The organism is Bacillus sp. CH_70 (assembly GCF_038007045.1).
GTDB lineage: Bacteria > Bacillota > Bacilli > Bacillales > Bacillaceae_G > Bacillus_A > Bacillus_A cereus.
In genome coordinates this window covers 2,086,252-2,109,066 of record NZ_JBBOWL010000001.1, presented here as the reverse complement: position 1 = coordinate 2,109,066, position 22,815 = coordinate 2,086,252, and the positions used below count along the sequence as shown (strand labels likewise).

The following is a 22,815-nucleotide window of genomic DNA, read 5'->3' as shown; positions in this document are numbered from 1 at the left end:
TCATCTCCTCTACAATTATACTGCAACCGGTGCTTTAATTGCTGGATGCGGATCGTATCCTTCAATCGTTAAATCTTCCATTTCAAAATCGAAAACAGATTTCACATCTGGATTTAATGTAAGTTTCGGGAACGGACGTGGTTCACGTGCCAATTGCTTTTCTACTTGTTCAAAATGATTTGTATAAATGTGTGCATCACCAATTGTATGAACAAATTCCCCTACTTCAAGACCACATTCGTGTGCAATTAAATGTGTTAGTAGTGAATAACTTGCGATGTTAAATGGTATTCCAAGGAATATGTCACCACTTCTTTGATATAGCTGACAAGAAAGCTTTCCGTCCGCTACATAAAACTGGAATAATGTATGACAAGGGGGTAATGCCATACTTGGTACGTCTTCAGGATTCCAAGCAGAAACGATTAAACGACGTGAGTCTGGTGTTTTTTTAATCATTTCAATTACATCTTTTAATTGATCAAGTGTCTCACCAGCTGTCGTTTTCCAAGCTCGCCACTGTTTACCGTAAACGTCTCCTAAATAACCATATTTATTTGAGAAATCATCATCTTCTAAAACGTTCTTTTTAAACAATTCCATCTGCTCATCGTACTGTACTTTAAATTCTTCATCTTGTTGTGAGCGAAGACCAAAATCCGTCATGTCAGGACCAGTATACTCATCACTTTCTACCCAGCTCTTAAACGCCCATTCATTCCAAATATTATTATTATGCTGCAATAAATAGCGAATATTTGTATCACCTTTCATAAACCAAAGTAGTTCACTTGCTACAAGGCGAAATGGTACTCTTTTTGTCGTTAATAAAGGAAATCCTTTACTCAAATCAAAACGCATTTGATATCCAAATACAGATACAGTTCCTGTCCCTGTACGATCTTCTTTCTTCGTACCATGTTCCATTACATGGCGGCATAAATTTAAGTATTCATTTTCAGCATGTTTCATATGTAGGAAAACCTTCTTTCAATCTTATATGAAATTTATCATAACATGAAAAATGGTAAATTTAATAATCCTAATTAATAAAATTTCTTCCACTAATTCTTACAAAATTATTAACTTTCCAAATTTAAAAAGGTTTTCATTTTCTATTACCGAAAGTATAGTGCGGTAGAACAAAATTTATATTTGGAGGTTAGAAGTATGTCTAAAATTGAAACGCCTGTTATGACTTCTTTACAAACAGCGGTTGAAAAAATGATGAAGGATTTAAATGTTCCTGGTGCTGCTGTCGCTGTTATAAAAGACGGTGAAGTTATTATTTCAGAAGGTTTCGGCTATCGTAATATAGAAACAAAAGAGGCTGTTACACCGAATACTCGATTCGCAATCGGTTCCTCAACGAAAGCATTTGGCACACTTTCATTAAGCTTGTTAGCACAGCAAAAAAAGTTTAATTGGGATACCCCTATCCAGTCTTATATACCTAACTTTACTTTATCTGAACTACTTGCTAGCTCACAAGTTACAGGACGGGATTTAGCTTCTCATCGAACTGGAGTGAGTCGTCATGAGGCTCTTTGGTATAGTTCTTCCTTATCTCGAAAAGATCTCGTTGAAAAAATAAAACATTTACCACTTGATGCACCGTTCCGGACTGCATTTCTATATAACAACTTAATGTATGCAACAATTAGCTACATTGTTGAAAACATTACAAATCAAACGTGGGAGCAATACACTACAGAACATATTTTAGAACCTTTAAATATGAGACATACAAACTTCTCTGTTAACGATTCACAAACTACAGATGATTATGCTTTACCTTACATTGAAAATGACGGTGAAATAAAAGCAGTTCCATTCCGTAACATCGATACAGTTGGCGCTGCTGGGTGTATTAATTCCACAATTGAAGATATGGCAAATTGGGTACTTCTCCACTTAAATGAAGGAAAATTTGGAGATCATGAATTAATCTCCTCTGAATTATTACAACAAATGTATACACCACACAATTCAATTCCAGACCAACCGGTTTTATCACTCCCTGAATCTCCATTAAATAGTTACGGTCTTGGTTGGTTTATTAGCGCTTATCGTGGTAAAAAAGTGATTCATCATGGCGGTAATATCGATGGATTTTCAGCGCTTGTTTCATTTATACCAACAGAAAACATAGGCCTTGTCATTTTAACGAATGCTGGAGGAACATTACTTCCTACTTATCTCGCTAATCAAATTTATGACGAACTACTTGAATTAGAATCCATTGATTGGCATAAACGTGCTGTAGAAGATACTAAAAAAATGAAGGAAATGATGAAAGAAGCAACTGAATCCCTCCCTGAACAAATTAAAGAGACTACACCTTCGCACAAGTTAGAGGATTATACTGGTACTTTTGAACATCCTGCATACGGAACATTACAAGTATACAAACGAGATGATTCGTTATATGTACAATTTATGGAAATGGATATTCAATTAGGGCATCATCATTACGACATCTTCTCTACAAAAGTTGACTTATTCCAAATGAAAATGAGCTTATTATTCGCTTATGAAATGAATGTAAGTGGTGAATTCCCATCCCTTCAGTTACATGTACCTGCTATGTTAAGTACACAGCCGCTTACATTTAAGAAAATTAAATAAGTATTTTGATGGTAAAAAATAAAGGTAGGTGCGAATCACACCTACCTTTTCTATTTCATATCAATCTTATCTGGTTGAAACCAACTTGGTTTTGATAACTCAAAGTTTTTATGATCTTCCAATACAATAGTAAGACGCTCTAACGTATCATCCAACATATGTGGTGCTGCTCTTAATGTCCAGACAACTGATGAGAAAACTGTCATGCCAACGTACACCGCATATAATTTCCAGAACTCCTCTGGTATTCTCCTATTAAAGTATCCTTCTATTTGTCCGATTGAATACGGAATACTAATGTCCCTTGCAAATAGTGCAATTTTCACGAAATCATGCAGTGGATCGCCCCAGTCATAACCATTAAAATCAACTACACCTACATATTTCCCATCCCGTACAATTATATTTTCTAAATGAAAATCATCGTGTTGAAATCGATTTGGGCGATCCTTTACATACATTTCATTTTCATCTATAAACTTAATAATCTTATCATCATTTTTTATTTTTATTCCGCATGTTTTGTATGCTTCTATATATTTACTATGTTTTTTCATTGCTCTTTCATGCCATGGAAGTATATCATTAGGAGCTTCATATGTATGCATTTTTGCTAAATCTTTTCCTGCCTCTATGCCAATATCATATTGTTCTTTTGGTGAATACGTAGGCAATAGCTTCTTCGCATCTTCCCCTTCTAAATATGAAAAAATACTATAGCATACACCTTCTTCTTCCAATATACCTATTTCAATTGGCCTTTGTACCTGTACGTTACGTTTTACCATTTCATTTAAAATTTGAAACTCTATTTTCTTTCTTTCATACTCTTTTATATCTCCTGTCCGAAATAAATATTTTTCATTATTTGCATTCGTAATTACATATTTCTTATCTGGAGAGAAACCTTTAGAAATTTCTTCAATATTCGCTGCATCTTTTACAATTTGTATATTGTTTTGCCGTGCTGTAATTATCTTCATATCTATTCCCCTTATATTTCTGCATTTGGTGTATAGGCTACTTCTACAATAAATCCATTCGGATCGTAAAAATCAATCGTATAGTACCCTTCTGAATAATGATTCATTTCAATTAAACCACGTATTACCTTCACTTTCGTACTAGAAAGAAACTCTACTACTTCATCAACTACTTCTCTATGAATAGCTTGATAACAAATATGTCTAGGACCTAACGTCCTTACGATTTCCTCATCTACTTCTTTAAATTATATTTCACTTTCTCCCGTGCTATATGCTACTTCATTTAACTTTCTCCATCTAATTATCGGAAACAACTTATCATAATAAGAAATGGATTCCTCTAAATTTGCTACTCAAAATTCAATATGATGAATACACTCCTTGTACTACTTGCACAATTTCCATCGGCTTATGAACCATATAATCGGGTGCGTCTTTTTTCACTGTTTCAATAACATCATATCCCCAAGATACCCAAATTACATTCACCCCAGCCTTTTTACAAGCTGCTACATCTCGCTGTTCATCACCAATGTATAACATATCTTGCTCTGTTATCTTTTTCGATTTTAAAAATCTTTTTATCATTTTATCTTTACCAAACAAATTTTTAGAGCAATACACTTCTTGAATATTTTCGATACCATTATTGTGCAAAAACGCCCGAATATGCTCTTCTGAGTTAGATGATATGACCGCAATACCGTATCCTGTTTTATGTAGTTCATCTAATACATCCTTCATCCCATGAAATAAAACAAGATTTTTTATAGCAGGCTGATACAATTTATAAAATTCCAAAGCTAACATCGGTAATTTATACAGTGGTACATCGAGTTGTTTACATCTCTCTGTCATCGTTAATTTACGTAAATGTTCAATTTCGTCTTCCTTTACTGCTTTATACCCATGTTTTTCAGCAAGTTGATTATAAATCGGTACAAATATATTTTGTGAATCTACTAATGTGCCATCAAAGTCAAAAACAATATATTTTTGCATCTCCATACTCCTTTTGCTTCTTTTTTCTAAACCTATGTTATTCAACAACATAGTTGTCTGTCCCTTCTATAAAAATAAAAAAGAACAAGATTTTCTCTTGTTCTTTTTAAGACAACCATTTCGGCGGTACATTCGTATTCCAATAAATATTTCCTAACTCATGATGTCCAGAGTATCCATCATCAAAACGGTGATAATGGAAATTAAAATAATAACCATCTTGCGGCGGATGATCTCTTCTTACATGGAAACGCAATAAATCATTTCCTGATTTCGTATCGTAGACGTGAAAAATCTTTTCATTATTTCCACCAGCTGGTTTTTGAGAAATCGCTAATGATTGTAGTGAATCTTCTGGTACATCACTAGCAAGCTCAGCAATTGCCTCTTCAATTTTCGGTAATATTACATCTTTAAACTCATCTTCAATTACTGGACCAATTTTAGTACCAAACTTTTGCATCGACTGCTTTTCTGCTTCTTGCATTGCATAAGTAATAAAAGTATCGGTGGTTAACCTGTCATTCGTTTCTTCATATGTATAGGACGTGCTCTCCAAACTTTGTTGCCCAGCTGTGCTCGTAGGCTTGTCCGCAGCTTTGGCATTATCAAGTAATATGGAAGGAGGCGTCACTAAACCAAATGTAAATACGGTAATTAATGCGACTAAGGTTTTTCTAAACCAATTTGGCATTTATGTTCCCTCCCCTTTCACTCATTATTTTTTTATATAACGGTGGTTTCTTCTATTATACAAAATGATTGTAATTTTTGCACTTTACAATTTTGTTAACGTTCACATATTTTTCACTTGAATATGAAATTGTAAGGTTTCATACAATAAAAATACAACAATAATAAGGAGGCGATCAGATGACTTTAGATGTCATGTATTCCGCCGCAAGCATACTCGTTTTAGTATATTTTATTTATCAATGTGTTACAGACTAGAAAAAGAGCCGTCAATGGCTCTTTTTTAATGGTAAAAATACAATCCATACAATTAATAAAATAAAAATAATGCCACCAATCACAGCTGGCATTAAATAAAACTGGGCAAGTATAACTATTCCATACAAAAGTATTGCTGGTAGTAGTAAATAACGATTTGCCTTCCATCTTAACAAAAGTAAGTTCCCTTCATCACAATATAAATGAAGAAACATCTTATTCGTAAATTCATTCCAATAATCACGTGCATAGCGAGAAATTGCAACTACAGCAAATACGAGAACAATAGCTGCAATCCACCTAGGAGTCATAATTATACTTGCAGTACTGATACATACAATTTGAATATAAAATATTCGTGCAGTACTTGTACGGAAAAATTCTTTCAAAAAAGATTCGACAATACGAGAATCAGCTTTTTTTCCTAATAGTCTTTTAGAGTACGGAAACATCCACGGTTTTTTATTCGAACTACTCGGTTTAGCCGCATGACCACCAACTTGCATAATTCCGCTCGTCCAGCGCATGCTTTCCTCCTTTTCTTTCTCAATTTCTTTAAAAAAGAACTTTTTATAATTCATTTTCGCTTTTACTAATACACTACTTAAGAAAATTACTAAACCGATAAATAGAATTGAATAAAATGGATTTTTATAAATAAAAAATAAACTAATTCCAAAAAAGGACACGCTCATAGAAAATACTACATTTTTTACAATCCATAAAACCCATCGTTTCTCCGCATGTACATGAATAAATCTCGTTAACAACGACATCATAAATCGAAATATAGTAAAGAATACCCAAAATAATAGGACTTGTATCTCTGTTACTCCGATACTTTTCACCAACACCGGTAACATAATAACGACTAATATTATATTCGTTATCGCTATTCGAACAAATGTGTACATCATGCCATACTGGACTAATTTTTGCATATGTGTTGCATACGAAATTAAAAATAAACTATCCGCTTGCTCAAAAAATGAACGAACTCCTCTCGGATATGTTACTAGATAAAATGCGAGTAATCCTAATCCGAAATAAATCGTCTCTTCCGTTGATAATTCATTTATCCATAGTGACCTATAATAGATTCCCATAAATATAAGTGCTGGTATAATAATATATAATGCGACTGTCCAATCTGTTACCGAACGTATAGACTTCCACTTCCGCTGAAGCTCATGGCGTAATCTTTTATAAAATTGTTGTTTAATCATGTTGTTCACGCCTTACGATTACATCAAAGCAGTCTAGTAATGAGCTACCCGGCATTTCCGCTAACATTTGAATAGATTCTAAATGTCCATCTGCGACTAATGTACCTTGTGAAATGAGTAAAAATCTTTCACAAATTTTTTCAGCAGTATCCAATACGTGCGTACAAAGTAAAATTCCTGCTCCGCGCTCTTTTTCTTTATATAAATAACTTAAAAACTCTTTCGTAGCTACTGGATCTAAACCGATAAAGGGTTCATCAATGATATAAAAATCTGGCTCAGTTAAAAACGCCAATATTAGCATCGATTTTTGTTTCATACCTTTTGAAAACTTTGATAAATACTCATGTTTATGCTTATCCATTCGAAAAGTATGTAATAATTGTTCCGCTCGTTCTTCCCAGCTTCCCATTTCACTTCCACGAGCAGCCATTAATAATTCAATATGTTCCCAGAGCGTCAAGTAATCATAGTATGTTGGATGTTCTGGCACGTATGCATACGGATTTTTCTTTTCACCGAATGATATTTCACCGTCCATATTTACAAGTAATCCGAGCATCGTTTTTATCGTCGTACTCTTCCCAGCACCATTTGCTCCAATAAGAGCAACTAGTTCACCTTTTTCGATAGAAAAAGCTATATTATGAATTGTTTCTTCGCCTATTTCATATCCAGCTGAGCGGATATTTACTTCTAACATGTATTTCCCCTCTTTCCATTTCCAATACAATCAAGGAAAAGAATAACATATAACTATCTATATATCATTATAAAATATTTATTTTCATAGCAGGAAAAAACATTTTTTAACAGAATATTAAATGTTTGATTACATTTTATTGGAGTGGATAATATGTCTTTTCAAATTCGTGAAGCAACGATAGATGATATAGACGCACTTTGTTCTTTAACGAAAGAATTAAAAGGTTCCTCTATTTCCTATGAAGATATGAACAATCGATTACAATTCGTACAAATGAGTCCGTTTGATTTTTTATATGTTTACGAAGAAGAAGAAGAAGCTATATTTGGATTACTTGGATTTCGTATACGTGAAAATTTAGAAGATGTAACACGTTATGGAGAGATTTCAATTATTAGCGTCGATTCTAACATACGACGGAAAGGCATTGGACAAGTGTTGATGGATTATGCAGAGCAATTAGCAAAGAAACATAATTGCATTGGCACATGGCTAGTTAGTGGAACAAAAAGAGTAGAAGCTCATCCTTTTTACAAAAAATTAGGGTATGAAGTAAATGGCTACCGATTTGTAAAACATTTTTAAACTACTTATAATTGAAGGGACTATAACTATGACAAACATTAAAGCAATTTTCATTGATCGTGACGGTACAATTGGTGGTGACACTACAATACATTATCCAGGATCTTTTACATTATTTCCATTCACAAAAACATCCTTGCAAAAACTAAAAGCTAAAAATATAAAAATTTTCTCTTTCACAAATCAACCTGGTATCGCAGATGGAATAGCAACTGTAGCCGATTTTGTACAAGAATTAGAAGGCTTCGGTTTTGATGATATTTATGTATGTCCTCATAAACACGGTGATGGTTGTGAATGCCGTAAACCAAGTACAGGCATGCTGCTTAAAGCAGCAAAAAAACATGGGCTTGATTTAACACAATGTGCTGTAGTTGGTGATCGCTGGACTGATATTGTTGCAGGAGCAAAAGTAAATGCGACAACAATTCTAGTCCGAACAGGCGCTGGGTATGATGCTTTGCATACGTACCGAGACAAATGGGCACATATTGAACCAAACTACATTGCAGATAACTTTGAAGATGCAACAAACTGGGTTTTAAATCAACTATAATACAAATGAAGATTTTGATGCACTCAAAATAATTTAAAACATAGTTAAAATAGCCTTTTTGGCAAATAATTGTCTTCCACAAAACGGATTACCTCAAAAGGTAGCAAGTTCCCTTTTGATAAGCAAACATTGCAATTCAAATTTTATTTTTTATTAGTAACAGCAATTAACGTAAAGAAGGAATAGCTTAGTGGCTATCCCTTCTTTATTGACTTCTATTATTTACATTTGTTATCTTTTTTTATTGAGTATTCTCATCGTTTTTATACTCCAAAATATCCCCTGGCTGACACTCCAAAGCTTTACATATCGCTTCTAATGTTGAAAAACGAACCGCTTTTGCTTTCCCATTTTTCAAAATAGAAAGATTCGCCATCGTAATTCCAACCTTCTCCGAAAGTTCCGTTACACTCATCTTTCGTTTTGCTAACATGACGTCAATATTAATAATAATTGTCATATCCGCCACCTCAGACCGTCAAATCATTTTCTGATTTTATGTTAATTGCTTCTTGTAGAAGGCGTTGCAGAATAGCAGCAAAAACAGCAATAACGAGCGAAGCAAAAACGATAATGAGTCCCACTAACCCAATAGGAGGGTCCATTTTTTTCGCTATAAAATGAAAAAGTGGTAAACCTAATACATACAAACCACTGATTGTAACTGCACAGCGCTTTATATTCTTTAACGCCTTTACAGATAATTCCGAGAACGCTGTGTTCTCATCAATGTACTGTAAAAGATTGAAAGCCTGATAAAGAGCAACGTAAAAAGGCACAGCTGCTCCATACATCACAATGAAAACAAGATATTTTATCAGAGTAATATTAGGATACAAATTCGCTGCGAAATTCGCCATTTCCGGCACTAAAAATATGCATAAAGCAAGCACTGAAATTCCAGCAAGAAAAATAATTACTTTTAAGAACGTTGTTGAACTTCGTTTAAGATTCATTTACAAGACCTCACTTATTTAATGACAACATAATTTTATCACATCATTTATTGTTTAACAATAAATAAATATCGTTTTCGTTGTCGTGTTTTTTAATTTAGGCAAAAATAAAAAAGAATTTCTCATTACAAAGAAATTCTTTTTCTTGAAAATGCCTCTTTCAACTTAATTTTTTAAAACGTTAATTCGTAATGGAAATAACGATTATCTCTCAAATAACCATTTTCAGCATATAATCGTTGTGCTGATAAATTATCAATCTCTGTTTGCAATTTTACACCTTTTGCTCCATTCTCTAATGCGTATTCTTTAGCAGCTTCTAATAATTTTTTACCTGTTCCGGCTCCACGCTTCGCCGCTTGTACAAATAAATCATTTAAAATCCATAATTCTTTCATTGAAATGGAAGAAAATGATGGATATAGTTGTGTGAACCCAATATATTCGCCGTCTTCAACTGCTACGAAAATAACGGACTCTTTTTTCTCAATTCGATTTCGTAAAAATACTTTTGCACCTTCTAAATCAGAATCCTGCCTATAAAACATGCGATAGTTATTAAAAACTGATGCTAGTCCATCTAAATCTGCAATTGTTGCCTCATATATTCTCATTTTACTCCATTCCCCTTCCAATACTGTCTCATTATATCCGTTGCCCATTTAGGCTGGTGTATTTCTTCTTTCGGTATAAACTCTTTCATTATTGGTTTTATATCCAATATAGGAGTACCATTAATAGCATCTAATCCCTCAACAATAATTGATTTACCTTCTCTTTTGATCACCTTTACAATTGTTACACCTATGCGATTCGGGCGATTTTTTCCGCGCTGTGCAAAAATACCTACTTCAGGATAATCTTTATTATTTCTAGGATGTCTAGCAAAATACTGAATTTGCTCGTCAGTTACTTTATGAAAATAAAAAACAACTTCAATATGGGAAAAATCTTCAATCCCTTGTATACTTTCTTCTGCATACATTTCAGTTAAAGTTATACGGGATCTTACTTCTCCCCACTCATCATCTTTTATTTCCTTTCTTTCATTATGTACAAATGCGATTGGTTGAACTGAAAACATACGCATTCCCCCTTAAATGTAACCACTTACATTATAAAATATTTTCTGAATGTTTTCCAGATATATGAATTAAGTTTACATAATATAATTATAATCTATTTATCTAGAGCTACCTTGACTGCTTCAATTGCATGTATATGAGTCGTATCAAATATCGGGACAGATACGTTTTCTTGCTTTATTAATAACCCTATTTCTGTACAACCTAATATGATTCCCTGTGCTCCTTTTTGCACTAACTCTTCGATGACTCTTTTATAATATTCTCTAGATTGAGATACTATTTTTCCTAAACATAATTCTGTATATATTACTTTATTTATTTCTTTTCTATTTTTTTCTGATGGTACTATTACTTTTATATCATGCTCTTCAATACGTGACTTATAGAAATCTTGCTCCATTGTATATTTAGTTCCAAGCAGACCAACCTTTTGAATGTCTTTTCTTTTAATTGCTTTTGCAGTTGCATCGGCAATATGTAAGACTGGAATATCAATTTTCTCCTTTATTTTTCCAACTACCTTATGCATTGTATTTGTACAAATGATTATAAAGTCTGCTCCTCCCTTCTGTAATGAATACGCCGCATTCGCTAAAACTTCACCTGCTCCATTCCAATCTCCTCTAGACTGGAATCTTTCAATCTCTTCAAAGTCCACACTATTAATCAAACATTTTGCTGAATGTAGCCCTCCTAATCTCTTTTTTATTTCTTCATTAATAATTCGATAATATTCAGAAGTTGATTCCCAACTCATACCACCTATAAGACCTATCGTTTTCATACAAAACACCTACCTAAACTATTTTTATGAAACTAATAGCAATGTTTTATTATGTATATTATACATAATAAAACAAGACTTTAAGTTTGGAATATAAAGTCTTGTTTTAACGGAAAATATGGAAATATTAAAGAATAATTCTACTTTCATTTCCAAGGAAATTTTATAGAATATTCTGGAATTAACAATCTGATGTTTTTATAAATTCTTTATACTTATAATTAAAACACTCTCGATACAGCTCTTTGATTTCATCATATGATGGAACACGTGGGTTATTAGCTGGGCTACCACTTTCAATTGCATCTGATGCCATTTTAGAAATAGCATTTTCAAATTCAATTTCATCGATTCCGTATTCTTTTAAATTTGGAATACGAAGATCAAAGCAAAGTTTTTTTATTTCACCAAGCGTGTAGTCTGCTACTTCCTCATCAGAATTCGAATACAAATCCTTATTTAAACTACGTCCAATTTTTGCTAACCTTTTCATTGCACTTGTTTTTGTAAACTCTAACACTGTAGGTAATAGTATGGCATTTGATATTCCATGCGGTACATGAAATAATGCTCCCACTGGCCTTGACATTCCATGAACTAATGTAACTGATGCATTAGAAAATGCAATTCCAGCTTGTAAGGAAGCAATCATCATCGCTTCTCTTGCCTCCATATTACGTCCATCTTCATATGCTATACGTAAATATTTCATAATACTTTCAATAGCTGAAAGAGCTAGTACATCTGTAAGTGGTTGTGAAACTTTAGAAATATACGCTTCAATTGCATGACATAACGCATCTATTCCTGTTGCTGCCGTAATTTGTGGTGGTAATGAACTTGTCAAAACTGGATCTATAATTGCTACTTTCGGTATAAAACTAGGATGCTTCATCATCATTTTTACATCTGTTTTTTTATTCGTAATTACTGCTACACTTGTAACTTCCGATCCAGTACCAGAAGTTGTTGGAATTGCAATAAGTGGTAGTGGGTTGTTTTCTATTTCAATATCCTTTTGGACATAATCCTCAACTTCTCCACCATTTGTATATAAAACCGCTACTGCTTTCGCAGCATCAATACAACTTCCACCACCAATACCGATAATAAAATCACACTTTTCCTCTTTACAAAGAGATAACGCTTCTAACACGTGTATATTTGTAGGCTCAGCATCTACTTTATTATATGTACTAACAGTAATACTTTTCTTATTTAGTTGTTGTATACACTTTTCAACATATCCTAATTTCTCCATAATTGTATCAGTAACTATAAAAGCTCTTTTCCCTAACTTTTTTGATTGTTCCCCCAGTTTTTCAAGCGAATTCCTTCCATATAATACCGACTTTGGCATACGAAACTCAGAAACTTCTTGCAAGTACTCCACCCCTTCTTATCCTAATTAATATTTTATGATATAAATTATCGATTTGATGAATCTTTACGATTCGAATGTTTAATAGAGTCCTGTTAAAGTATAGAACACGATAACTAAAAATACAGCAACCGTTTTCAAAATTGTAATAGCAAATATATCTTTATAGGACTGTTTATGTGTTAATCCTGTTACTGTAAGAATAGTAATAATAGCCCCGTTATGCGGTAGTGTATCCATTCCTCCTGATGCCATTGATACGATACGGTGCATAACTTCTAATGGAATATCAAATTGATTGGCCGCTGCAATAAATTTATCTCCCATTGCACTTAATACTATTCCCATACCTCCTGATGCAGAGCCTGTAATTCCAGCTAAAATATTCGTCGTTACTGCACCATTCACTAACGGATTTGTGAAAGTAGCAGAGATACCATCTCTCATAATTGCGAAGCCTGGAAGTGCTGCAATGACACCACCGAATCCAAACTCAGCTCCTGTATTCATCGTTGCAAGTAGTGCTCCACCAATACTTGTATTCAATCCAGCTTGGAAACCTGTTACTACTCGCTTCCAATATAATAATAACGTTGTTAAGATCCCTATAATAAGTGCCAATTCTACAGACCAGATTCCTACTACTGCACTTAATTCTACTTTTCCAAATGCTTTCATACCAATTGCAGAAAAATCAAAACCGCTTGGATACCACTTCGGTATCATAATAGTAAACACTTTATTCATTACACCTACTAAAATAAGTGGTATAAATGCAATAAGTTGTTGTGCTCTTGTGATTTCAATGTTATTAATTAATGGCATATTTTTTTGTTCTAATTGCAAAGATGCTGCCATTTCAGTATTTCCATCATTAAAACCAAAATATCCTTCACCTGCTGCTTTTGCCTTCTTACGTCTACTCTCTAAATATAGTAAACCTAATGTAAGAACAAAAATTGCTCCTACAATCCCAAGTATCGGTGCAGCATAAATATCCGTTTTAAAAAATGTTGTAGGTATTACATTTTGAATTTGTGGTGATCCAGGTAGCGCATCCATTGTAAACGTTACTGCTCCAAGAACAATCGTTCCAGGGATTAAACGTTTTGGAATATTAGCTTGTCGAAACAACTTAGCTGCGAACGGATAAACAGCAAACACTACTACATACACACTAACACCACTATACGTTAAAATAGCCCCCATTAATACAATCGCTAATATAGTACGTTTTTCACCAACTAACTCAATAATCGTTTTTGCGATAGAATCTGCAATTCCTGACATTTCCACTACTTTTCCAAATATTGCTCCTAATAAAAACACAGGAAAATATAACTTTATAAATCCAACCATTTTCTCCATAAAGATATTAGAAAAGAAAGGTAATACATAACTAGGTTCTGTCAAAAATACTGCAAATAATGCAAATATCGGTGCGAATAGAATAACAGAAAAGCCTCTGTATGCTACGAACATAAGTAAACTTAGTGCTAATAATATAATAACTAACTCCAATTTTACCCCTCCATTAAACAGAATATTCTAAATTTTATTGATAAACTTCTACTAATCTTTTAATTCTGACATCCCTCCTCTTATTCATACAATTTTTTCATGCTAAAAATGTCTAATTATAAATATTCGATTACATATGAAAAATCCCTTTAAACAGAAACGAATTCCTCATCATACGTTATAAAGGGATTGCTAGCATCTATATTTACTAATTTATTAAACTTTTTTCTGCACAAAAATGATACAGTTCTTCAACATCTTTCACTATGTAAGTCGCACTAACTTCAGTCAGTTCTTTCTCACAGCCATAGCCATATAAAACACCAATTGAAGCAATTCCATTCTGATTCGCACCTATTATATCGTGCTTTCTATCACCAATCATTATCATTTCTTCTTTATTTAGTTCTTCATTTGTTTGTAAAATATGAGCAATTATTTCTTCTTTTTTTATTCTCGTACCATCTAAATTACTTCCAATGATATCTTCGAAATAATTCGTTAATTGAAAATGCTCTATAACTTGTTTCGCAAATACAGTGGGCTTTGAAGTAGCTACGAATATGCGATTTCCTGAACTTTTTAATTGTTGCAAGAGCTTCAGAATCCCCTCGTATACATTATTTTCAAACAATCCACGCTGCTTTAAATACTCACGGAAGTAAAAAACTGCACGTTCAACCTCTCCTTCACTCATATTATATCTCTCTACGAATGATTGCTGAATAGGAGGACCTATAAATGAATCTAACTCACTTATATGTACTTCTTCAATTCCTACTTTTTTTAACGCATACAAAACCGAATTTACAATCCCTTCTTTCGGATCCGTTAAAGTTCCATCTAAATCAAATAGAAATGTTTTATACATGTTTCATTCCTCCACTTAATTTGCTGTATAAATAACTGCTAACATCTCTTCCACTTCTCCCTATTATACTATCATTATCTATTTTTTCGAAAAATCAATTTCCATATGTCACATACTTTCAGTTACAAAATACGATAGATATGATAAAGTAAAAAAGTTACAATTATTTTAATAGAAACTGGTGAAACAAATGTCAATTACGTTAATTTTTATAATGGCTTTCACAATTGTAATCCACGCAGTTGAAACAAGCTCTTATAGTATTCGATTAGCGGGGGTTCGTTTAAAGAAGATTGCTGTCGCATTATCCGTCGTAGGAATCGTATTACTCATTTCAAGAACGTCAAACTTACTACAAGCCTTTTTACTTGGCGGGATTGTGGACGAAGCAAAACTAGATCCTTCTATTGATTTAGAGCATATTATACGTCTTGTACTATTATCTGCTTCTATCGGTACATTGCTTGCGATTATACTGTATCCAACTTTGACAAAACTATTTGGATATGTCATTCAAAACTTTGAAACAGACGGTTCTTTCATTCGAATGATGAAAACGAATAACATTCAAAAATTAAAGTACACAAAAAAATATGTCCGCTTTCCAAAGTTAGAAATGATTCATAGACTGCGTATCGGCGGTATTCCAAAGCGTATAATGCTTATTAACATGTTCGCTACTGCAATTTATACAGCGGGAGTTCTTTCCGCACTATATGCTTCTTTTTTAATTCCAGCTTTCGCAACAAAAGCCACTACAGCTTCTGGTCTTATTAATGGTTTTGCTACTATTTTATTAACAGTGCTACTAGATCCACGTATTGCTCTTTTAACAGAGCGAGCTCTTCAATCAGAAGAAGGTGCTGAAGCAATGAGTAAAATGTATGCTTGGCTAATGATTTCTAGACTTTTTGGTACATTACTAGCTCAACTGTTATTCATACCAGGTGCTTACTGGATCACATGGATTATAAAGCTTATGAATTAAATTTACTCTCTAAAAAAAAGCAGGTGAGATAACAAATGACTATACAAACAGAACAAGATATCATTCGCTTAATAGAAAACGACGAATGGATGATGAATGTATTACAAATGGCAAAATCACTAGAGCTACCTGATTGGTGGGTTTGTGCCGGCTTTGTTCGTTCTAAAATTTGGGATACTTTACATGACTACGAAATAAGAACAGATACGCCTGATGTAGATGTTATTTATTACGATTGTCTACATCAAGACGAAACATATGAAAAGTTATTAGAAACGAAACTAATGAATATGGATGCCACTATCCCTTGGTCAGTAAAAAATCAAGCTCGTATGCATGTAATGAATAGCATGCCGCCATATTCTTCTTCTGTTGATGCTATTTCTAAATTTCCTGAAACAGCAACAGCTTTAGGAGTTACACTTGATGAACTAAACAACGTCATATTAACAGCCCCATGTGGTATTGAAGATGTCCTTTCCTTACAAGTGAGACCAACAGCTCATTTTCTTGAATCGAAAGAACGATTACATATGTACAAAAACAGAGTTATAAAAAAGAATTGGCAAAGTAAGTGGCCTAACATCACAATCACATATCCAGAAATATAGAAAGGGTGCCTCTCATTTATAGAAGCACCCTTTTCTTCATTTCAAAAAATGTATGACTGTTTCTGCAAACCTATCTGCTTCCTCATAATGAGGTGAATGACCGCTCTCTTCAAATACGATATACTTGCCGTTTCGGGCATCTTTATTAAATGTTTTAATTTGTTCTTCACACGTTACTACATCATGTTTTCCTACAATTAATAACATTGGATTCTGTACTTCTTTTATTTTATATAATAATGATTTATGACATGCACCCTCTAATTTTAATCTATCAAAATGAATTTGAGAGCGATTTGAAAATACTTCCCACTCTTCATCGCTATATAAACTATAGTCTGTTTCATCTTCCTTAAAATTGTAAATCTCCATTCTTTTTTCTTCTAATTCAGCGCTTAATCTTATATAAGCTTCTAACAACTCTTCTGAACTAGCATAGCTAGATGAATAAGCAAAGCACTCTTTTGCTACTTCTTCTTTTTCATGCTTTTTTAATAAATATCCTGTTTTTTGTAATAAAGCTCTACTTGTTAATGCAAAGTCGAAAGTTGGTCCTTCAAATATTATTTTCTGTATTGAACTTGGATATGCCGAAGCATATAACAACGCTACATATCCACCGAAAGAATGTCCAATTACAGACCACTTTTCAATTTGTAATGCTTTTCTTAGTTCCTCAGCGTCTTCAACTAAATCAATTAGTCCAAAAGGTTCTTCTGAAATTACTTCTGAACGACAAACACCTCTTTGATCTATCATAATTACATATAGAGAATCTTTTAAACGTTCCGCTTGATGAAATGAAAAATCATAGCAACTCTCTCCTGGACCACCATGCAAGTATAAGACTGGCTTATTTTTAGGATTTCCATGCGTTTCAACGTATAGCTTTTTCCCTCTAATATTCATGTATTTCCCTGCTTCTATCAAATTTGCCTTTATGATCATCACCCTCTCTTTTTACTGAATATTATAACATTTAATGTTAAATAATCCCTATTACATTTAAGAAGACGATAATTATTGCAAGTGGTGCTACAAATCGAAGTAAAAATGCCCAACAAGTAAATACTTTCTTTCCATAATTTCCACCTACAAAAAACTCTGCTTCTAGTACCTTTTTCTCCATTTTGAATGAAACGAAAATACTAATAAATAGTGCACCAAGCGGCATTAATATATTACTAGATAAAAAGTCTACTGCATCAAAAATATTCTTTCCAAAAATCGTAATATCACTCCATACTCCAAATGATAACGCAGATGGTATACCTACTAAGAAAATACCGAAACCAATCATCCATGATAGTTTCGTTCTTCTTTCTTGTTCACCATTTGCTAATGCTGAAACAACTGTCTCTAGCAGAGAAAATGCCGATGTTAATGTCGCAAATGTAAATAGTGCAAGAAATACTGTTAAGAAAAATCCACCGAATGGAATTTGACTAAATACAGATGGTAATACGATAAATAGTAATCCAGGTCCTTCTGTCGGCTCCATTCCTAATGAAAATACGGCCGGAAAAATGGCAAGACCCGCAAATAAAGAAACAAATAAATTCAATCCAACAATTGTTATTGCTGATTTTGGTAAACTTTCTTTTTTATTTAAATAGGAACTATACGTAACCATAATTGAAATCCCGATACTAATTGCAAAGAATGATTGCCCCATTGCGAACAAAATACTTTCCGAAGTAATCTTTGAGAAATCTGGTTGTAAGAAAAACTTCACACCTTTCATTGCATCATCAAGTGTTAACGAACGAATAATAAGAGCGACAAATAAAACGAACAATGCTGGCAACATATATTTACTTGCTTTTTCAATTCCATTTTGTACACCTTTTGATACAACCCATATCGTAATGAACATAAAAGCGAAATGTCCTATAATCGCCCAAGTGGGATTTCCAATTGTTTCAGTAAATAATGCTCCGTAATTTTGTCCCGGAGTAATAAGTTGTCCCGTTACTCCTCTGAATAAATAAATTAACACCCATCCACCTACAACGCTATAAAACGAAAGTAGTATAAAACATGTTCCAACGCCAAGTCGTCCAATCCAGTGCCATCCTGTATTTGGCGCGATACTTTTAAATGCTCCAACCGCTTGTTTCTGTGTACTGCGACCAATCATAAATTCAGCTATAAGTAGCGGTAGCCCAATTAATACAGTAAATAATATAAAGATTAAAAAGAATGCTCCTCCCCCGCTTTTCCCAGCGATATAAGGAAACTTCCATATGGCACCAAGTCCAATTGCTGATCCGGCTGCTGCCATTATAAAACCTAATTTCGAAGTCCATTGCTCCGTCTGTTTCATCTCATTTTCCTCCTAATAAAATCATTTTATATAAATAATTAAATTTTATAGACCAATCCGAATAAACCCTCCATTTCTATTTCCATAAAATTAAAAAATGGCTCAACGTCTCTATATAAAGAGACGCTAAGCCATTTACTTAACGCGGTACCACCCTTATTGATTCCATTATGAATCCACCTTAGTAGTAATCGTTTGATTACAAACCTAATATCGAAGGTTAACCGTTAAGATTTACTAAGAATGTGATTCCGTTCCACCTTACTGCTCCTAGGCGAGTTCAGGATGTTATTTGACTATGTCGCACCAACCCATAGCTCTCTGTACAAATACATGACCTTACTACTCCTATTCAACACATTTTAATATTTAGAATATATTTTCTTTTGAAATTAATATGAAGTATATCGGTTATATTTGTAACTGTCAAGGGATATATTGATTTTTTTGTCGAAATGGTTCATATTGATAACTCACTTTCACTAAGCTTATTAGCAAAAGAAAGAGTCTATATTTTCACCTTTTCAAACGAACTATAAAAAAAGAATCTTCGCGATAGTCGCGAAGATTCTTTTTACGGTATAAGACGAGTACAATCTCTCGGAAAAGCACTCGCCTCTCGTACATTTGTTAATTCTAATAGTTTATATACAATCCTTTCTAACCCAATTCCGAAACCTCCATGCGGGGGACAACCGTATCGGAATGTATTTAAATAAGATTGAAATTTCTCTGGGTGCAATCCTTTTTCTTTAAACGAAGCGAGTAACATTTCATAATTATGAATTCGCTGTGCCCCTGACGTTATTTCTAACCCTTTATATAATAAGTCGAATGAATCAGTAATAGCTGGATTCTCTTTATTTTGCATCGTATACATCGGTCTCGCTTCTTTCGGATAATGTGTAATGAAAACAAATTCACTATTATATGTTTCCTTTACATATTTCCCTAGTAACTTTTCACCTTCTGTATCTAAATCCCCTACAGGAGATTCTTTACGATACTTACTTTTCAAAATTTCTTGTGCTTCTAACAATGTAATTTTAGGTATTTCAGTAATAACAGGTACTTCTATTTGTAATAGTTGTAGTTCTATTTCACATTTTTTCGCTACTTGTTGAAATATATATCGTAAAACATCCGTTTCTAGTTGCATCACTTCATAAAAATCATGAATAAATCCAAGTTCTACGTCTAACGAGATATATTCATTCAAATGACGGGAAGAGTTATGATGTTCCGCTCTATATACAGGTGCAATTTCAAAAACTCGTTCTAGTCCACCCGCTACCATCATTTGTTTGTAGAACTGTGGTGATTGTGCTAAATAAGCTTCTTTTTGGAAGTATGGAAGCTTAAAAACATTTGCTCCTCCTTCTGCCCCTTGTGAAACAATTTTCGGAGTAAATATACGTGTGAAATCGTTCTCTATTAGAAATTCACTAAAGCTCTGAACGAGTGTAGATTTCACTTTAAAAATCGCTGCAGTTCGCTCATGCCTTAATGATATTACCCGCTCATTAAGTAGTTGATCTAAGCCAACTTGTAACTTCTTTTTATTTATTTCAAATGGAAGTGGCTCTGCACCGTTTATTACTTTCACTTCATGAGCAAGTACTTCAACACCCAATTCCGTTTTCGACGTCTCGACTATCTCACCGATTACATGGACAACACTTTCTACATCAACTTTATATCCGGCCAATTCATTTTCTAATACACATTGAATTACTCCTGTTCTGTCCCGTAATAATAAAAAACTAACATTTCCAAGGTGCCGAATTTTTTTTACCCATCCTTGAAGTAATACAACCTTTCCACTTTGCTTTGTACATTCTTTTGTGAGTGAACGCTTCATTATTGAATCCATTATTTTTCCCTCCAGTAATTTTATATTTATTTACGTTATTGTTGTCATCGTCATCATCCACGGTCACTCACCCCCTTTCAAAGAATACAAAAATCCGCCCCTATAAATAGGGACGGATTTTTTTCCGCGGTACCACCCAAATTGTCATACTGACCATCTTAGCCCTGATAACGGTAGGTACCGTTTGCTTTTACTAACAATCACGTTCAAAGCAACGCTCACAGGTGTCTTTCCATCATGCGGTATCGCAACCTTCCCAGCAACCGGCTGCTCTCTGTAGACCTTTGCACCATGTACTTTTCCTAATCATCACTTTTTATATTTACAGAGTATTCTAACTCTTTATCCTATAAAATGCAAGCACTTTTAAATATATTTTGATTTTTCACATCCAGTTTTGTACAATCTCCTCTAAAGCCATTCCACGTGAACCTTTCAGTAAAACAACATCTTTTTTCGCTATAACTTTCAATACTTCCTCTGCTATTTTGGCTTTATTATCAAATGACTTTATTTTTCCTGTATGATAGTTCTTTCTTGCTTCTTCCGCTACAATTTTGGCTAACTCTCCATACGTAAATACATATTGAATGCTCTCCTCATTTAACATTTTACCAATTTCTCTATGATATGTTTCAGCTTTCTTGCCTAACTCCAACATATCCCCAATCACTATAATTTTTTTCATATAGGCATTTAATTTCTGCAACGTTTCAATTGCAGCCTTCATGGAGGAAGGACTGGCATTCCATGCATCGTTAATAATTGTAAAACCTGTTTTAGCGGTTAAAAACTGAAAGCGCATTTGTGTAATGTTTATTTGCTGCAATGCTTCTTGTATTTTTTCTATAGGGACTTTGTAAAATTGACCTACAGCGATTCCGACAATCGTATTAAAAATATTATGTTTTCCATGTAAGGGAACATCGTACTGTATTTTTGAATGATTTAATTTAAAATGAACACCATATTCATCTAATTGTACGTTCGTTGGAAACAAATCATTTGTATACTTTCCACCAAACGACTTACTTTCTATACCTAGCATATTAATATTTTGAGAAAGTAATGGCTCATCACCATTATATAAGAACAGTCCACCGTCATTTAATCCGTCTACAATTTCAAATTTAGCCTTCGCAATCTCTTCTCTTGATCCAAGCGTTTCTAAGTGTGACTGTCCAATCATTGTAATGATCGCTACATCTGGCTGTGCTATTTGTGCTAAGTTTCGAATTTGTCCCGTTTCGCTCATTCCCATTTCAAGTATTAACAACTCTGTATCCTGTTTCATTTCTAAAATCGTTAGTGGTAAACCAATTTGACTATTTAAATTTCCCTTCGTTTTATGCACACGATAAGTTGTACTTAATATCGTGCTTATTATATCTTTTACCATTGTCTTTCCATTACTACCAGTAATTCCGATAACTTTCACATTACTTGTCTTTCGGTAATATCGCGCTATTTTTTGCAGTGCAAGTAATGTGTCATCTACAAAAATAATCGGGATTCCTTTTGGAGGATCACCGTAAGACTTTTTCCATAAAGAAGCAGCCGCACCTTTTTTCCATCGCTTCTTTTACATAATCGTGTCCATCTTTCACCCTAATAATCGGAACAAACAAATTCCCTTTCGTAATTTTTTTAGAGTCAATACAGACGCCTTGCATCTCTATATAATGAAATGATTCTTGTAATCCTTCACCATTTACTATCTCTTCCAATTTATTTAATTGTAGTTGAATCAAATCGTCACCCTTTTCCATTTTTTAC

22 protein-coding genes, 2 pseudogenes and 2 other annotated features are annotated in these 22,815 nt (G+C 33.6%); of the genes and pseudogenes, 5 read left to right on the top strand and 19 right to left on the bottom strand.

Going from position 1 to position 22,815, the window contains the following annotated elements:
- Positions 1-15: 15 nt before the first annotated feature.
- A complete protein-coding gene (locus N2V79_RS10845; protein ID WP_000679600.1) occupies positions 16-972 on the bottom strand; it encodes a thymidylate synthase in 957 nt (318 codons plus the stop codon).
- Between the two features lie 198 nt (positions 973-1,170).
- Between N2V79_RS10845 and N2V79_RS10840 the strand changes: the two genes are divergently transcribed.
- Positions 1,171-2,628 (top strand): serine hydrolase, encoded by a 1,458-nt coding sequence (locus N2V79_RS10840; protein ID WP_106822137.1) that lies wholly within the window; start codon positions 1,171-1,173, stop codon positions 2,626-2,628.
- A 50-nt stretch (positions 2,629-2,678) separates the two neighbouring features.
- On the opposite strand, the gene N2V79_RS10835 is transcribed toward N2V79_RS10840, so the two are convergent.
- From N2V79_RS10835 to N2V79_RS10810, 6 genes and pseudogenes are all read right to left on the bottom strand, one after another.
- Positions 2,679-3,611, bottom strand: a complete 933-nt coding sequence (locus N2V79_RS10835) for an aminoglycoside phosphotransferase family protein (RefSeq protein ID WP_106822138.1) — start codon at positions 3,609-3,611, stop codon at positions 2,679-2,681.
- An 11-nt stretch (positions 3,612-3,622) separates the two neighbouring features.
- Positions 3,623-3,946, bottom strand: a pseudogene (locus tag N2V79_RS10830) (topoisomerase IV).
- A 28-nt stretch (positions 3,947-3,974) separates the two neighbouring features.
- Positions 3,975-4,616: an HAD family hydrolase gene (locus N2V79_RS10825; RefSeq protein ID WP_053564610.1), complete on the bottom strand. Its 642-nt coding sequence runs from the start codon at positions 4,614-4,616 to the stop codon at positions 3,975-3,977.
- A 106-nt stretch (positions 4,617-4,722) separates the two neighbouring features.
- Positions 4,723-5,310, bottom strand: coding sequence for a YpjP family protein (locus N2V79_RS10820; protein WP_001134421.1), 588 nt, complete (start codon positions 5,308-5,310; stop codon positions 4,723-4,725).
- A 268-nt stretch (positions 5,311-5,578) separates the two neighbouring features.
- Complete coding sequence (locus tag N2V79_RS10815) at positions 5,579-6,793, bottom strand: ABC transporter permease (protein ID WP_340719848.1); 1,215 nt, start codon at positions 6,791-6,793, stop codon at positions 5,579-5,581.
- A complete protein-coding gene (locus tag N2V79_RS10810) occupies positions 6,786-7,496 on the bottom strand; it encodes an ABC transporter ATP-binding protein (RefSeq protein WP_053564612.1) in 711 nt (236 codons plus the stop codon). The genes N2V79_RS10815 and N2V79_RS10810 overlap by 8 nt, the downstream gene beginning before the upstream one ends.
- A gap of 153 nt (positions 7,497-7,649) precedes the next feature.
- Here N2V79_RS10810 and N2V79_RS10805 point away from each other — a divergent pair, with 153 nt between their 5' ends.
- Together N2V79_RS10805 and N2V79_RS10800 are read left to right on the top strand one after the other, a co-directional pair.
- Positions 7,650-8,084: a GNAT family N-acetyltransferase gene (locus N2V79_RS10805; protein WP_016081796.1), complete on the top strand. Its 435-nt coding sequence runs from the start codon at positions 7,650-7,652 to the stop codon at positions 8,082-8,084.
- A 28-nt stretch (positions 8,085-8,112) separates the two neighbouring features.
- On the top strand, positions 8,113-8,640 hold the full coding sequence (locus N2V79_RS10800) for an HAD-IIIA family hydrolase (protein WP_000181782.1): 528 nt from the start codon (positions 8,113-8,115) through the stop codon (positions 8,638-8,640).
- A gap of 241 nt (positions 8,641-8,881) precedes the next feature.
- On the opposite strand, the gene N2V79_RS10795 is transcribed toward N2V79_RS10800, so the two are convergent.
- From N2V79_RS10795 to N2V79_RS10760, 8 genes are all read right to left on the bottom strand, one after another.
- Entirely contained in the window at positions 8,882-9,100 is a 219-nt protein-coding gene (locus N2V79_RS10795) for a helix-turn-helix domain-containing protein (RefSeq protein ID WP_000152534.1), read from the bottom strand.
- Between the two features lie 10 nt (positions 9,101-9,110).
- Positions 9,111-9,596, bottom strand: a complete 486-nt coding sequence (locus tag N2V79_RS10790) for a DUF2975 domain-containing protein (protein WP_053564614.1) — start codon at positions 9,594-9,596, stop codon at positions 9,111-9,113.
- A 173-nt stretch (positions 9,597-9,769) separates the two neighbouring features.
- Positions 9,770-10,210, bottom strand: coding sequence for a GNAT family N-acetyltransferase (locus N2V79_RS10785; protein ID WP_001223866.1), 441 nt, complete (start codon positions 10,208-10,210; stop codon positions 9,770-9,772).
- On the bottom strand, positions 10,207-10,680 hold the full coding sequence (locus N2V79_RS10780; RefSeq protein WP_000493251.1) for an SAM-dependent methyltransferase: 474 nt from the start codon (positions 10,678-10,680) through the stop codon (positions 10,207-10,209). Before N2V79_RS10780 ends, N2V79_RS10785 begins: the two co-directional genes overlap by 4 nt.
- A gap of 95 nt (positions 10,681-10,775) precedes the next feature.
- Complete coding sequence (locus N2V79_RS10775) at positions 10,776-11,468, bottom strand: aspartate/glutamate racemase family protein (protein ID WP_088023266.1); 693 nt, start codon at positions 11,466-11,468, stop codon at positions 10,776-10,778.
- Positions 11,469-11,649: 181 nt separating this feature from the next.
- Positions 11,650-12,852: an iron-containing alcohol dehydrogenase gene (locus N2V79_RS10770; RefSeq protein WP_071730087.1), complete on the bottom strand. Its 1,203-nt coding sequence runs from the start codon at positions 12,850-12,852 to the stop codon at positions 11,650-11,652.
- A 78-nt stretch (positions 12,853-12,930) separates the two neighbouring features.
- Complete coding sequence (locus N2V79_RS10765) at positions 12,931-14,370, bottom strand: GntP family permease (RefSeq protein ID WP_069355517.1); 1,440 nt, start codon at positions 14,368-14,370, stop codon at positions 12,931-12,933.
- Between the two features lie 208 nt (positions 14,371-14,578).
- The gene (locus N2V79_RS10760; RefSeq protein ID WP_069355516.1) at positions 14,579-15,241 is read right to left on the bottom strand and encodes an HAD family hydrolase; all 663 of its coding nucleotides are present in this window, start codon (positions 15,239-15,241) and stop codon (positions 14,579-14,581) included.
- A 190-nt stretch (positions 15,242-15,431) separates the two neighbouring features.
- On the opposite strand from N2V79_RS10760, the gene N2V79_RS10755 reads away from it, so the two are divergent.
- Both N2V79_RS10755 and N2V79_RS10750 read left to right on the top strand, forming a co-directional pair.
- Positions 15,432-16,229, top strand: coding sequence for a lipid II flippase Amj family protein (locus N2V79_RS10755; RefSeq protein WP_000028911.1), 798 nt, complete (start codon positions 15,432-15,434; stop codon positions 16,227-16,229).
- Between the two features lie 35 nt (positions 16,230-16,264).
- Positions 16,265-16,840 carry a nucleotidyltransferase family protein gene (locus tag N2V79_RS10750; RefSeq protein ID WP_098680261.1) on the top strand — a complete coding sequence of 192 codons (576 nt, stop codon included), beginning with the start codon at positions 16,265-16,267 and terminating at the stop codon, positions 16,838-16,840.
- Between the two features lie 36 nt (positions 16,841-16,876).
- Here the strand turns inward: N2V79_RS10750 and N2V79_RS10745 are convergent, their stop codons facing one another.
- The 4 genes and pseudogenes from N2V79_RS10745 to N2V79_RS10730 form a co-directional block, all read right to left on the bottom strand.
- On the bottom strand, positions 16,877-17,788 hold the full coding sequence (locus tag N2V79_RS10745; RefSeq protein ID WP_340719847.1) for an alpha/beta fold hydrolase: 912 nt from the start codon (positions 17,786-17,788) through the stop codon (positions 16,877-16,879).
- Between the two features lie 37 nt (positions 17,789-17,825).
- Entirely contained in the window at positions 17,826-19,166 is a 1,341-nt protein-coding gene (locus N2V79_RS10740) for a sodium-dependent transporter (RefSeq protein WP_340719846.1), read from the bottom strand.
- 116 nt (positions 19,167-19,282) lie between these two features.
- Positions 19,283-19,531 (bottom strand) — a binding site (T-box leader).
- Positions 19,532-19,740: 209 nt separating this feature from the next.
- Complete coding sequence (aspS, locus tag N2V79_RS10735) at positions 19,741-21,039, bottom strand: aspartate--tRNA(Asn) ligase (protein ID WP_000377342.1); 1,299 nt, start codon at positions 21,037-21,039, stop codon at positions 19,741-19,743.
- A gap of 105 nt (positions 21,040-21,144) precedes the next feature.
- Positions 21,145-21,358, bottom strand: a binding site (T-box leader).
- A 66-nt stretch (positions 21,359-21,424) separates the two neighbouring features.
- Positions 21,425-22,808, bottom strand: a pseudogene (locus N2V79_RS10730) (UDP-N-acetylmuramoyl-tripeptide--D-alanyl-D-alanine ligase).
- Positions 22,809-22,815 lie beyond the last annotated feature (7 nt).

Coding starts and splice junctions, on each gene's coding strand:
- N2V79_RS10845 (WP_000679600.1), bottom strand. CDS start 972: ATGAAACATGCTGAAAATGAATACTTAAATTTATGCCGCCATGTAATG.
- N2V79_RS10840 (WP_106822137.1), top strand. CDS start 1,171: ATGTCTAAAATTGAAACGCCTGTTATGACTTCTTTACAAACAGCGGTT.
- N2V79_RS10835 (WP_106822138.1), bottom strand. CDS start 3,611: ATGAAGATAATTACAGCACGGCAAAACAATATACAAATTGTAAAAGAT.
- N2V79_RS10825 (WP_053564610.1), bottom strand. CDS start 4,616: ATGCAAAAATATATTGTTTTTGACTTTGATGGCACATTAGTAGATTCA.
- N2V79_RS10820 (WP_001134421.1), bottom strand. CDS start 5,310: ATGCCAAATTGGTTTAGAAAAACCTTAGTCGCATTAATTACCGTATTT.
- N2V79_RS10815 (WP_340719848.1), bottom strand. CDS start 6,793: ATGATTAAACAACAATTTTATAAAAGATTACGCCATGAGCTTCAGCGG.
- N2V79_RS10810 (WP_053564612.1), bottom strand. CDS start 7,496: ATGTTAGAAGTAAATATCCGCTCAGCTGGATATGAAATAGGCGAAGAA.
- N2V79_RS10805 (WP_016081796.1), top strand. CDS start 7,650: ATGTCTTTTCAAATTCGTGAAGCAACGATAGATGATATAGACGCACTT.
- N2V79_RS10800 (WP_000181782.1), top strand. CDS start 8,113: ATGACAAACATTAAAGCAATTTTCATTGATCGTGACGGTACAATTGGT.
- N2V79_RS10795 (WP_000152534.1), bottom strand. CDS start 9,100: ATGACAATTATTATTAATATTGACGTCATGTTAGCAAAACGAAAGATG.
- N2V79_RS10790 (WP_053564614.1), bottom strand. CDS start 9,596: ATGAATCTTAAACGAAGTTCAACAACGTTCTTAAAAGTAATTATTTTT.
- N2V79_RS10785 (WP_001223866.1), bottom strand. CDS start 10,210: ATGAGAATATATGAGGCAACAATTGCAGATTTAGATGGACTAGCATCA.
- N2V79_RS10780 (WP_000493251.1), bottom strand. CDS start 10,680: ATGTTTTCAGTTCAACCAATCGCATTTGTACATAATGAAAGAAAGGAA.
- N2V79_RS10775 (WP_088023266.1), bottom strand. CDS start 11,468: ATGAAAACGATAGGTCTTATAGGTGGTATGAGTTGGGAATCAACTTCT.
- N2V79_RS10760 (WP_069355516.1), bottom strand. CDS start 15,241: ATGTATAAAACATTTCTATTTGATTTAGATGGAACTTTAACGGATCCG.
- N2V79_RS10755 (WP_000028911.1), top strand. CDS start 15,432: ATGTCAATTACGTTAATTTTTATAATGGCTTTCACAATTGTAATCCAC.
- N2V79_RS10750 (WP_098680261.1), top strand. CDS start 16,265: ATGACTATACAAACAGAACAAGATATCATTCGCTTAATAGAAAACGAC.
- N2V79_RS10745 (WP_340719847.1), bottom strand. CDS start 17,788: ATGATCATAAAGGCAAATTTGATAGAAGCAGGGAAATACATGAATATT.
- N2V79_RS10740 (WP_340719846.1), bottom strand. CDS start 19,166: ATGAAACAGACGGAGCAATGGACTTCGAAATTAGGTTTTATAATGGCA.
- aspS (WP_000377342.1), bottom strand. CDS start 21,039: ATGGATTCAATAATGAAGCGTTCACTCACAAAAGAATGTACAAAGCAA.